Below are 12,049 nucleotides of genomic sequence, written 5' to 3'. Positions count from 1 at the left end.
AAGGATGCGCCTCCCAGATTGCTGCTACCGGCTCGTTGGTTCGTTGCAGGGCCGGCTGCGTTCGCGGAATTCTTGGCAGACTTTGGTGGTGGGCAGGACTTTCTGAGGGTTGCAGAGCAGCTTGGGGTCGAAGAGGTTGCGCAGGCGGCGCATAATCTCCAGGTCGTCGTCGCTGAAGATGTAGGGCATGAAGTCGCGTTTTTCCAGTCCTACGCCGTGTTCGCCGGTCAGGGTTCCGCCGGCCTCGATGGAGACTTCCACCATTTCGTGGCTGGCCTTGACCAGCTTTTCCAGTTGCTCTTCGTCGCTGCCGTCGTAAAGCAGGATGGGATGCAGGTTTCCGTCGCCGGCGTGGAAGACGTTGACCAGCGGCAGGCCGTATTTCTCGGCGATGGCGTAGATCTTCTCCAGCACCTCGCTGAGGCGGGTGCGGGGGACCACGGTGTCTTGCAGGTAGAGGTCTTTGGCGATGCGTCCCATGGCGCCGAAGGCCTTCTTGCGTCCCTGCCAAAGCTTTTCGCGCTCTTCTTCGTTGCGGGCCTCGCGGACCTGGCGGGCGCCCTTGTCTGCGAGGATGGAGCGGATGTGGCGGGCATCCTCGCTGGTTTCGGCTTCCAGTCCGTCCAGTTCCAGCAAGAGGACGGCGGCCGCGTCGCGGGGGTAGCCCGCCGCGAATATCGAGTCTTCCACCGCTTCGATGGTGAGTTGGTCGAGCATTTCCAGGGCGGCGGGAATGATGCCAGAGGCGATCACCTGGGAGACGGCGTCGCCGGCCTGTTTGAGGGAGGTGAAATCGGCCAGGAAGGTCTTGACGCTTTGAGGGATGGGCAGCAGTTTGACCCAGGCCTTGGTCATGACTCCCAGGGTGCCCTCGCTGCCGCAGAAGAGGCCCACAAGGTCGAAGCCGTTGTTGAATCCCTGGGGCGTGCCGTAGACCACGATTTCGCCCTGGGGGGTGACCGTTTCCACGGCGTTGACGTGGAGCACGGTGCTGCCGTATTTGAGGCAGTGAGGGCCGCCGGCGTTGGTGGAGATGTTGCCTCCGATGGTGCAGGAACTCTGGCTGGAGGGATCGGGGGCAAAGTAGAGTCCGTGCTCGCGGGTGGCGGCGGAGAGGTCGCTGTTGACCACTCCCGGTTCAACTAGAGCCCAGCGTTCTTCGGCATTGATTTCCAGGATGCGGTTGAGGCGCGAGGTCTCCAGCAGGATGCCTCCGGCGATGGGCACCGTTCCTCCGCTGAGGCTGGTGCCGGCTCCGCGGGGCAAGTAGGGGATTCCTTCAGCGTAGGCCAGTTTGGCGATCTCGGCGACGTGTTGGGCGGAGCGGGGAAAGAGCACGATGTCGGGAGGGCGGCGCTGAAAGGTGAGTCCGTCGCACTCGTAGACCAGCAGCTCCGAGGCCTCGGTGAAAGCGTTTTCTTTCCCCACGATCTCAACCAGGCGCTGGCGCTGCTGTGAGTTCATCGCCTCTCATGATACAAGATCGTCCTTTTAGTGACGCCTGATGATATACCGCGAGCCTCCGGGTCTAGCCGGACTCCTTTTGGGCGACCCTCTCAAGTTCTTCGACGTCAGCAAGGTCTTTGGCTCTGCCTGAGGCCCTCTTGTTTCTCAGCAATGAATCTCGGCTTGGGAAGCGTACGGGGAGTCCGTCGAGTTCGCCTGCAACTGAGTCTTCCCAGGCTTCGTCGAAGTCCAGCCCGCTGATCGAGGTGATGAGGTCAATTCGATTCGGTTGGCGGCCAAGTTGCAGGATCTTGCCCGACTGCGTGAGTTGGTCCCGCAAGCTCGGTTGGTCTCCGAAGCCGAAATCTTTGATCGCTTCCGCTACAAGGCCCGCGTTCTCTGGCGAAGGCTTGATGAGGAAGTCAATGTCAGCAGTGAATCGCGGGTAACCGTGGAAAGCCACCGCGTGGCCGCCAACGACCAAATACCTAATCTTGCGGGAGTTCAACAACTTGATAAACTCTCTCAAATCGCTGTTCAGCTTCACCTTGGGACTCCCGGTAGCGTGCGACCATGTCGAGGAGGATGTCGAGGCGTTCTTGAGGGGTCAGTGAGGCATAATAAGCGGCATCGGCTTCCTCAGCTTCCTGAAAGCTCGAAAAGACTTTTACCTCTTTTTCCATCGCCTCTCTAGTCTATTTCTTTGGGCTTGAGCCGTGCAAGAATGCCTTTCAGACCTTCAGACCCACCGAGCGCATGAGGTCGAGGGCGTTGGATTTTTTGGTGACGCCGGGGCGCAGCTTGTGGTCGAAGACCAGGGTGCCGTCTTCAAGGTGATCTTCGAAGTGGACGTTGGCCGCCTTGTCGCCCAGACTGTCGGCCACTTTGGCCAGGGCCAGGTCGTGGGTGGTGACGAGTCCGATGGCGCCATGGTCGACCAGCGCCCTGAGGACGCCCTCGGCGCCGATGGCCCGGTCGTGGGAATTGGTCCCGTGCAGCACCTCGTCCAGCAAGAAAAGCAGCGGACGCCCCTGCTGAGCCAGCTCAAAGATGCGCCGCAGACGGGTAATCTCGGCGTAAAAGCGCGATTTGCCCTCTTGCAGCGAGTCCTGCACGCGCAAGGTGGCTCCCAGCACCAGGGGCGAGATGCGCAGGCTCTTGGCCAGAACGGGAGCGCCCGCCAGGGCCAGCACGGCGTTGACGCCTACCGTACGCAGCAGGGTGGTCTTGCCCGACATGTTGGATCCGCTTACCACCATCAGCCGCAGCTCATGCCCCAGGTGGACCGAGTTGGGAACGCAGCGGCTGCTTCCCAGCAGCGGGTGGCGCAGGTCGACTCCCTCGAAATGAGGACCGGAATCGGCCTCCAGCACCTCGGGGAAGGGCGCCTGAGGGTTCTCGAAGGCGAATCCCGCCAGCGACGAGAGGGCTTCCATCTCGCCCAGCGCCTCCAGCCAGTCGGCGATGGCGGGTCCGCAGCGTCGGCGCCAGTGTTCCAGGGCCAGGCCCACTTGGGTGGTCCAGAGCAGCAGGTAGGCGAAGAAGGCGAACATCTGGTTGCGCCGCGAGTCCAGCAGATCCATCAGGAAGGCCAGCCGCTCGATGTGCTGGGAGGGCGTCTTCTCGTCGGTCATCAGCCTGCGGTGCAGGCCTTGCAGATGGTCGGACTCGAAAGCCTCCTCTTCCAGGCGATTGAGCACCTTGGAGAGCAACTCCAGGTCGCGCGAAGGCTCATCGATGCCCTCGATAGCCCCCAGCGCGCGCTTCCTCATGGCCAGTCCGAAGGCGGCTTGCAGCAGCAGCGCCAGCAGCGGCGGCCAGGGTCCCAGTTCGTAGGCGATGGACACCCCGGTCGTGAGCAGCGTGATGAGGACGAGCAGCGGAGCCAGCAGGCCCAGAAGAGGCGTCGCCGCGGGGGAGGGACGGCTAGCCCAGGCCACCAGCCGCGACGGATCGCAGCGCTCCTGGACTTCGGCTTCCAGCACGGCCAGACCTTCGCGCAAGTCCAGCCGCGGACGCATGTCCTGCACCGCCTCCTGACGGGCGCGGATCTGCTCGGGAGGGGCCGGACGGCAGAGCCAGCCGGCCAAAGTCTCCTCCCCGCTGCGCGTGCGGGCGCTGGAGAGGAGCTGGAAGACCGAACCCGGCCCCAACAGATCGAGGTCGGAGGCATAGAGATGTCCCGCGGGCATCAGGTCGAGTCCGCCCTCGTCCTTCGAGGACGGCCGTCCCCCCTCTTCCTCCGCGGGCTTGCCCGGTCCCAGGCGTTCCAGACCCCGTTGATAGAAGTCGGCGGCCCTTTCGGCCTGGGCCAATTCCTCACGCAAGCGGGCGTGAGCCACGATGAGGACGATGAGGAGGCCGGCGGGGAGGAAGATCCAGATGGGCGCGAACCACTGAGGCCCCAGAGAAATCCAAATGGCCGCAAGTATTCCGCCGCCCGCCAGCAAACGCCAGGTCGAAAAGCGCTCCTCGCGCCCCCGCAGCCGGCCAACGGTCTCGAGGCGCTCTTCCAACCGGCTGCTATATTCCTCTAGTGGGTCCATAACCTGCTTCGCACTTCGAACTCCGCAACTCGAACTTGCTAGTATCCTGCAGCCATGCCGTCCTTGCGCGATTCGCTGGCGGCCCAGTAGGTGTCGTTATCGGGGTCATAGAGAATGGCCTGATAGCCTCCGTACCCGCCCGCTGACGAGCGCACGCGGTGGCGCATTTTCAGGAGGGCGCGCCGCACCTCGGCGGAGACGCCCGATTCCAGATTGAGCCATCCGCCGTCCTCCATCACTTCGCCCGTGGGTTGGGACGAGCCGGTATGGCGGAAGCGGGGGGCGTCGCCGGCCTCCTGCACGTTGAGTCCGAAGTCGATGATGTTGGCCAGGATCTGCACGTGTCCCTGAGGCTGCATCGATCCGCCCATGACGCCGAAGCTGAGGAAGGGCCGTCCCTCCTTGGTGACGAAGGCGGGAATGATGGTGTGGAAAGGACGCTTGCCGGGGGCGTAGGCGTTGAAGTGCTTCTCGTCCATGATGTTGAACAGCTCGCCCCGGTTCTGGATGGAGAATCCCAGCCCGTCGGGCACCCATCCCGAGCCGAATCCGCTGTAGTTGCTCTGGATGAGGGAGATCATGTTGCGGTCGTTGTCGGCCACCGTCAGATAGATGGTGTCGCCCTCTTCCAGCATGAAATCTCCCGCCGCGTAACGCCGCGCCGCCCGCTCGGGATCGATCAGTCCGCGGCGCCGCTGCCCGTACTCTTCCGAGATGAGTTCCTGGACCGGGATGTCGTTGAAGTCCATGTCGGAATAGAACTTGGCCCGGTCCTCAAAGGCCAGTTTCTTGGCTTCCACCATCCAGTGCAGGGCCTGGGCCGAGTTGTGTCCCATGGAGGCCAGGTCGACGCCCTCCAGGATGGTCAGCATTTGAAGGGCCGCGATGCCCTGCCCGTTGGGAGGAAGCTCCCAGACGTCGTATCCGCGGTAGTTGACCGAGACCGGATCGACCCAGGTCGAGGTGTGGCGTGCGAAGTCCTCGGCGCTGAGGAAGCAGCCCTCGCGCTTGCAGAATGCGTCCACGGTCTGGGCCACCTTGCCCTTGTAGTAGTAGTCGCGTCCCTTTTCGGCCAGACCTTGCAGGGTGTCGGCCAGGTCGGGATTGCGGAAGACTTCGCCGTGTCCCGGAGCTCGGCCGCCGGGCAGGAAGGTGTCGGCGAAGCCGGGTTGGTTGCGCAGGTAGTATCCGCTGCGCCAGTAGTAGGCGATGACCTCGCTGACGGGAAATCCCTGGCGGGCGTAGTCGATGGCCGGGGCCAGGACGTCCTTCATGGGCAGGCGTCCGAACTTGCCGTGCAGCTCGAACCAGCCGTGCACCGCGCCCGGCACGGAATGGGACAGTCCGCTGGCGCCGGGAATCGATTCCAGTCCGCGCCTGCGGAACTCGTCGATGGTGAGGGCCAGGGGCGAGCGTCCGCTGGCGTTGAGTCCGTAGAGCTTCTGCTCTTCCTCAATCCAGACGATGGCGAAGAGGTCTCCGCCGATGCCGTTTCCGGTCGGCTCCATGAGTCCCAGAGCGGCGTTGGCGGCAATGGCTGCGTCCACGGCGCTGCCGCCCTTCTTGAGGATGTCGATGGCGATCTGGGTGGCCAGGGGCTGGGAGGTGGCCGCCGCTCCATGCTGGGCGATGACCGGCGAACGGGTCGTGTACATCTTGCCCGTCAAACGGTCTCCGCCCACCATGGGCAGGCCCAGCAGTACGCTTACAGCTACTAGAATCACTCGTCGAAACATGTCGGCCTCCTCGCTTCAAACTCCCGTTCGCCGCCCCGCGAAGCCCGGCCCGTTCATCAGCCTGAGCCGATTCGCGCTAAAATCCAAGGCGCTTATGAATGTCTATGGCGGTATCATCCTAGCAGCCTTGCTGGGCGAATATCTATTGTCGCTGATTTCCGACCTGCTCAACCTGCGGGCTCTTTCCGAACGGCTGCCGGAGGAATTCCAGGACGTCTATGACGCCGAGGACTATCGGCGCTCTCAACAATACACCCGCGAGCGCACCCGCTTCGGCATCCTCACCTCATCTTTCAATCTGGTTCTGCTGCTGGCCTTCTGGCATGTCGGCGGATTCAATCTGCTCGACCTGTGGCTGCGTCAACTGGGCTACGGACCCTTGCTGACGGGCTTGCTTTATATCGGCGCCCTGGTACTGGCCTCGGGACTTCTGTCGCTGCCCTTTCAGATCTATTCCACCTTCGTCATCGAAGAGCGCTACGGCTTCAACAAGACCACCGCCAAGACCTTTATCGCCGACCTGCTCAAGGGGCTGGCCCTGGGTGCGCTTCTGGGAGGCGTGCTGCTGACCGGCATTCTCTGGTTCTTCCAAACCTTGGGAGCCCAGGCCTGGATCTACTGCTGGGCCGCCGCCGTGGTGTGGACGCTCTTCCTGCAGTTGATCGCACCGACCTGGATCATGCCCCTCTTCAACAAGTTCGAACCGCTGGAGCAGGGCGATCTGCGCGACTCGATTCTCGACTACGCCGACCGGGTCGATTTCCCCCTCCAGAACGTCTTCGTGATGGACGGCTCGCGCCGCTCTTCCAAGGCCAACGCCTTTTTCATGGGCTTCGGCAAGCGCAAGCGGGTGGCTCTTTACGACACTTTGGTGGAAAAACAAGGCGTGCGGGAACTGGTGGCCGTCCTGGCTCATGAAATCGGCCACTACAAGCGGCGCCACGTTCTGCAGAACCTGATCATCAGCATTCTCTACATGGGGCTTCTCTTCTTCCTGCTCTCCCTGTTTCTCAGCGAGCCGGGACTGTTTGAGGCCTTCTACATGGACAACATGTCGATCTACGCCGGCCTGCTCTTCTTCGGACTCCTCTACTCGCCCATCGAACTGCTGCTCTCCATCGCCATGCAGGCCCTTTCACGCAAATTCGAGTACCAGGCCGACGAGTACGCCGCCCAGACCTACGAAGCCGAGTCCCTGGTGGGAGCGCTCAAGAAGCTGGCCCGCCAGAATCTCTCCAACTTGACGCCCCACCCCTTCTACGTCTTCCTCAACTACTCCCATCCCCCCATGGTCGAGCGCATCCGCGCCCTCCGTTCGCTTTAGCCGCCAATCTCCACAAACTCGACGGACATATCCCCCAGATCAACCACTGCAAAGGTGGCCTGCCCTTTCATCCCCATGATCTCCCCGGGATTGAGCAGCGCAGTCCCTCCGCCCTGCGAGTGATGGCGGATGTGGTCGTGCCCATAGCAGACCAGGTCGTAGTCCCCGCTCTTGGCCAGCGGACGGGCGATCTCGGGATAGTGATTGACGGCGATGCGGCGTCCGGCCAGGTTCATTTCGGCCATCTGCCCGTGCAAGTGGAACTCTTCGAATCCCGAGGCGATGCGGCAGATCAGCCGGGCGTCGGCGTCGTTGTTGCCCCACACCACGTGCACAGGACGTCCTTGCGCCGCCTCTCCGATCTGCTTGACCACGAAAGGCGAGCAGAGGTCTCCGCAGTGAATCCAGGCCTCGGCGTCACCCGCTTTGCCCAGCGCCTCCTCCAGATTCCAGATGTTGTCGTGAGAGTCAGAGAATACGGCGATCTTCATAGGCGGCCTCCTGATGGCATCTTATCCTCTACCTGGCATTTGCAACAGTCTGGATGCGGCGCCATCCTAGAAGATAATGATAGCCAAGCAACTTCTTTTGACCTTGTGGTTGGGCTTCTCCTCGCTGGGATGCCAGCAGGCGCCCCAAGATCCCGCACCCCAACAAACGCCGCCTCCCGACCCTACCGTCCTGGCAGCTCAAATGGACATGCCTTTTCAACTGCCCTTGGGGCGCAGCGCCCGCATCGCGGATCAAGACCTGACCGTCACCTTCGAGGAGGTGCTTGAAGACAGCCGCTGTCCCCAAGGCGTCGATTGCATCTGGCAGGGCCGCGCCACCATCCGCCTCACTCTGCGCCAGGGCGAAGAAAAGCACTCGCTGCAGCTCACCGCCCAGGCGGGCAGCCCCGAGCTGGCCGAAACCCGCCAGGGCAACTACCTCCTGCGTCTCACCGACCTCCTCCCGTATCCCAAGGAAGGCCAGACCATCCCCCCCACCGACTACACCGCCACCCTGCTCATCGCCGAGCCCGAGCAGGACTGATTCACTGCCGGGTGGGGAGTGCCAGACCATCCCTCCCACCGACTACACCGCCACCCTGCTCATCGAGAAGCCGAGCAGAACCGATTCATGCCGGGTGGGACCATCTCCCACCGACTACACCGCCAGCCTGCTCATCGACGAAGCCGAGCAGAACCGATTCAGGCCGGGTGGGAGGCGCATCCTTGCGGCGATCCCCACCAGAGTGACCGGAAGCCCCTGAGCCCGTTCCCTGGCAAGCAATGACAAGCAAAAAATCCTCTTGACCCGAGCCCAGCAACAGGCGTAACCTATCGGCAGCCGACATGTCGGAAACCGATAGGATTTTGGAACGTCAGGAGAGCTCATGGCTGAATCAAGAACCATCCTGCACCTGTTGCCGCTGACCCCCGCCACTTTGCACATCCTGCTCTGCCTGGCCGAGGACTCGCGCCACGGCTACGCCATCAAGCAGGAGGTGGAAGAGCGCACCCGGGGACGCATCAGGCTGGGCCCCGGGACGCTCTACGAAGGCATCCACCGCCTCGAGGCCAAGGGCCTGATCGAGGAGTGCCCGGGAGGCGGCGAAGACGACCATTCGCAGCGTCGCTACTACCGCATCAGCGGGCTGGGACGCCGGGCGATGGAAGCCGAGCTGCGGCGCCTGGACGAGATTCTCTCTTTCGCACGCAGCCGCAACCTGGCCCCCGACTCGGAGGTGAGTTCGTGAGTCCCGCATGGGGTCAGCGCTTCTATGAGCGGCTTTTGGCCGTCTTGCCAAACTGGTTCAGGACGCGCTACCAGCAAGCCCTCATCGAGGCCTTTCGCATTCAGCGCCGCGACCCGCTCTATGAGGGGTTCTGGGGGGCCTTGCGTTTCTGGAAGGAGATGATCGCCGACCTGGTCAGGACCGCCTATCGCCTGCGCATTCGAGGCCGGGACCAGGCGCCGTCCCCGCCCCGCCGCACGCCGACAGGAGACTTTTTCGTCATGAACTGGATACGCGATTTTCGCCAGTCGGCCCGCACGCTCCTCAAGTCCCCAGCCTTCAGCCTGGTGGCCGTCATCACCTTGGCCTTGGGCATCGGAGCCGCCACCTCCATCTTCAGCCTGGTGTATTCGGTGCTGCTGCGTCCTCTGCCCTACCACGACCCTGATCAACTGGTCCTCTTTTGGGAGTACGACCCCCGCTACCAATACGACCATCTTCCGCTCTCGCCGGCTCAGTACCTGGACTGGAAGAGCGGCGCCGAGTCCTTCACATCGATGGCGGGATTCCGCAGCAGCAGCGTGACGCTGAGCGGAGACGAGGCCGATCCGGCCCGGCTGCGGGCCATGATCGTCGACAGCGATCTCTTCGAATTGCTGGGCGTGAGTCCGGTTCGGGGACGTCCGCTGCGGGCGGCGGACTGCCTGCAAGGGGCGGCGCCGGTGGTGGTGATCGATCACGGGCTCTGGCAGAGTCGCTTCGCAGGCGACTTCGGGGTGCTGGGGAAAACCATCGATATCGACGCCCGTGCCCATGAAATCGTCGGCATCATGCCCGCGGGAATGCGTTTTCCGCCGCCCGTCAACCTGCTGGGTGGGCTGCACGAGTGGAATACGCAGCTTTATCTCCCCTATGCGCCCGATCCAGAGATGCGCTCTTCGCGTTCGGTTTACGTGGTGGCCCGTCTCAAGCCCGGAGTCTCCATTCCGCAGGCTCGCCAGCAGCTTCAGCCGCTGGCCGATGACATGGCGGCCCGTTTTTCTGAGATCGGCGAGGGGATGCAGCCGGTGCTGAGTCCGCTGCGCGAGCAGGCCGTGCAGGACAGCCGCGGGGGACTGCTCATGATCTTCGGCGCGGTAGGTTTGCTGCTGCTGATCTCTTGCGTCAACGTGGCCAACCTGCAATTGGCCCGCCTCCCGGCCCGCGCCCGCGAGATCGCCGTTCTGGCCGCCCTGGGCGCTTCACGGGGGCAGGTTTTTCGCCGTCTTCTCAGCGAGTCGTTGCTGGTGGCGGTGGCCGGTTCGCTGCTGGGCATCGCCTTGGCCTGGTCAAGTCTGCAGTGGCTGACGGCATTGGTGCGCGACTACCTGCCCGACATGGGGCCGGTGGAACTCAGCGCCCCCGTCCTGGCTTTGTCGCTGCTGGTGGGCGCTTTGACGGGAATCGTCTTCGGCATCGCCCCCGGAATCAAGGCCCTGAAACTCGATCTCATCCGCTCGCTGCGCGAGGGCGGACGCGGCGCCTCGCCTGCTCACCAGCGCCTGCGGGCGGTCCTGGTGATGGCCCAGATCGCCGTCGCCGTCTTCCTCTGTATTGGGGCTGGACTGCTCTTCAACAGCTTCCTCAAGCTGCAGACGATCGATCCCGGTTTCACGGCCGAAGGCGTAACCGCCGTGCAGTTCCTCCTGCCCCGAGGACGCTACCCGCAGCCTGAGCAACAGGAGCGGTTCGCCGACCGCGCCCTCAGCGAACTGCGCTCCCTGCCCTGGATCGAGCAGAGCGCCGCCGCCAACTTCCTCCCCCTCACCCAGCTCAACAGCGCCGGACATTTCGTTGTCGAGGGACAAAGCGTGGAGGAAGCGCGCCAGGCACAGCAGCTTGCCGAAGAGCGCGTGGTCAGCGACGGGTTCTTCGAGGTGCTGCGGGTCCCCGTGCTGGCCGGACGTCCCTTCCGGCCCGATGACAACGCCCAGAGCCGTGCCGTCTGCATGGTCAACCGCAGGCTGGCCGAGCGCCTCTGGCCCAACCAGTCGCCGGTGGGACGCCGTCTGGCCTACGCCGCCGGCCCCGAGGGCAATCTCCACTGGATGGAGATCGTGGGCGTGGCTGAAGGCTTCAAGGCCGGGGCTCTGGAGAGCGACGACAACATGGCCATCTACCAGCCTCTATCGCAATCGCCTCAGGGCTTCTTCAATGTTCTGCTGCGAACCTCGCGTCCGTGGCAGGACGTGTCCGAGACGGTGCGCTCGCGCGTGGCCTCCATCGATCCTGACCTGCCCCTCGAGGTGGTCCCCTTGCCGCTCTTGGTGGAGTTGGCCCAAGCCCCGCGCCGGACGCCTACCGTCCTCATGGGACTCTTCGCCGCCGTGGCGCTCGTCTTGGCGGTGGTGGGACTCTACGGCGTGCTGGCCTTCCTGGTCACTCAGCGCACCCGCGAGATCGGCTTGCGCATGGCCCTGGGGGCCCGCCGTCCCGACGTCCTGCGCCTGCTCACCCTCACCACCGGACGCCTCTTGCTGACGGGCCTGGCCCTGGGCCTCCTCTCCGCCGCCCTCTTCTCCTCAACCCTCTCCGGGCTCCTCTACCAGGTCTCCCCTCTCTCCCCCGGCGTCTACCTCTCGGTAGCCCTCCTCTTCTCCTTCACGGCCGCCCTGGCCTGCCTGGCTCCGGCCCTTCGCGCCCTGAAAATAAACCCTGCCCAAACCCTCCGCGCCGAGTAGGTGACGTGATGTAATGATAGAATCAGATCGTGCAGAAACGTGACATCACAAGCCGCAAGACGACTTTGTCGGACATCGACGATACCTTCGACAAGGCCCATTGGCAGAGTTTGAGCCCGGAAGAGCGCATCGAGGTTGTTTGCGATTTGTCTGAGATGGCTTGGCGGATGAAAGGAGAGTTCCCTGGTCCCGAAGGATTTCCTCGATCTACTGCGCGAATTCTGCGCTCATGAAGTGCGATTCTTGCTGGTGGGCGCCCATGCCGTCGGATTCTGGGCCGAACCCCGCGCCACCGGCGATCTCGATGTGCTCATCGACCCCACGCCTGAGAACGCCGGAAGAGTGATGGCCGCTCTCAAGATGTTCGGCGCCCCCTTACACGATCTCACCGAAGAGGATCTGACATCCCCCGGCACCGTCTATCAGATGGGGCTCCCTCCCGTGCGCATCGACATTCTCAACTCTGTTTCGGGAGTCTCCTTCGAGGAGGCCTGGGACGGCCACGGCCGCGCCAATTTCGGCGATTTGGAAATTTCCCGTCCCGCCTTAATCCGCAA

12 protein-coding genes are annotated in these 12,049 nt (G+C 63.4%); 6 read left to right on the top strand and 6 right to left on the bottom strand.

Annotated features, from left to right (window positions below):
* Positions 1–24: 24 nt before the first annotated feature.
* The 5 genes from VLU25_02110 to ggt form a co-directional block, all read right to left on the bottom strand.
* Positions 25–1,464 (bottom strand): FAD-linked oxidase C-terminal domain-containing protein, encoded by a 1,440-nt coding sequence (locus VLU25_02110; GenBank protein HSR66708.1) that lies wholly within the window; start codon positions 1,462–1,464, stop codon positions 25–27.
* A gap of 64 nt (positions 1,465–1,528) precedes the next feature.
* Positions 1,529–1,993 (bottom strand): hypothetical protein, encoded by a 465-nt coding sequence (locus VLU25_02105; protein HSR66707.1) that lies wholly within the window; start codon positions 1,991–1,993, stop codon positions 1,529–1,531.
* Entirely contained in the window at positions 1,935–2,129 is a 195-nt protein-coding gene (locus tag VLU25_02100; GenBank protein ID HSR66706.1) for a hypothetical protein, read from the bottom strand. The genes VLU25_02105 and VLU25_02100 overlap by 59 nt, the downstream gene beginning before the upstream one ends.
* 48 nt (positions 2,130–2,177) lie before the next feature.
* Entirely contained in the window at positions 2,178–3,992 is a 1,815-nt protein-coding gene (locus VLU25_02095; protein HSR66705.1) for a DNA mismatch repair protein MutS, read from the bottom strand.
* 38 nt (positions 3,993–4,030) lie between these two features.
* Positions 4,031–5,728 (bottom strand): gamma-glutamyltransferase, encoded by a 1,698-nt coding sequence (gene ggt / locus VLU25_02090; protein HSR66704.1) that lies wholly within the window; start codon positions 5,726–5,728, stop codon positions 4,031–4,033.
* A 94-nt stretch (positions 5,729–5,822) separates the two neighbouring features.
* On the opposite strand from ggt, the gene VLU25_02085 reads away from it, so the two are divergent.
* The gene (locus VLU25_02085) at positions 5,823–7,052 is read left to right on the top strand and encodes a M48 family metallopeptidase (GenBank protein ID HSR66703.1); all 1,230 of its coding nucleotides are present in this window, start codon (positions 5,823–5,825) and stop codon (positions 7,050–7,052) included.
* Here the strand turns inward: VLU25_02085 and VLU25_02080 are convergent.
* The gene (locus VLU25_02080) at positions 7,049–7,543 is read right to left on the bottom strand and encodes a metallophosphoesterase (GenBank protein ID HSR66702.1); all 495 of its coding nucleotides are present in this window, start codon (positions 7,541–7,543) and stop codon (positions 7,049–7,051) included. The two genes, VLU25_02085 and VLU25_02080, sit on opposite strands and share 4 nt — an antisense overlap.
* Before the next feature lie 76 nt (positions 7,544–7,619).
* Between VLU25_02080 and VLU25_02075 the strand changes: the two genes are divergently transcribed.
* The 5 genes from VLU25_02075 to VLU25_02055 all read left to right on the top strand — a co-directional run.
* Positions 7,620–8,087: a hypothetical protein gene (locus VLU25_02075; GenBank protein ID HSR66701.1), complete on the top strand. Its 468-nt coding sequence runs from the start codon at positions 7,620–7,622 to the stop codon at positions 8,085–8,087.
* Positions 8,088–8,430: 343 nt separating this feature from the next.
* Complete coding sequence (locus VLU25_02070; GenBank protein ID HSR66700.1) at positions 8,431–8,793, top strand: PadR family transcriptional regulator; 363 nt, start codon at positions 8,431–8,433, stop codon at positions 8,791–8,793.
* A complete protein-coding gene (locus tag VLU25_02065; GenBank protein ID HSR66699.1) occupies positions 8,790–11,492 on the top strand; it encodes an ABC transporter permease in 2,703 nt (900 codons plus the stop codon). Before VLU25_02070 ends, VLU25_02065 begins: the two co-directional genes overlap by 4 nt.
* 29 nt (positions 11,493–11,521) lie before the next feature.
* Positions 11,522–11,725, top strand: a complete 204-nt coding sequence (locus VLU25_02060; protein HSR66698.1) for a hypothetical protein — start codon at positions 11,522–11,524, stop codon at positions 11,723–11,725.
* A 1-nt stretch (position 11,726) separates the two neighbouring features.
* Positions 11,727–12,049, top strand: a 323-nt coding sequence (locus VLU25_02055) for a hypothetical protein (GenBank protein HSR66697.1), incomplete at its 3' end; no start/stop codon positions are given.

The sequence above is a fragment of the Acidobacteriota bacterium genome (assembly GCA_035471785.1).
Classification (GTDB): domain Bacteria; phylum Acidobacteriota; class UBA6911; order RPQK01; family DATIPO01; genus JANQFM01.
Note: the sequence above shows the minus strand (reverse complement) of the source record. Positions and strands in the feature narration are given on the sequence as shown.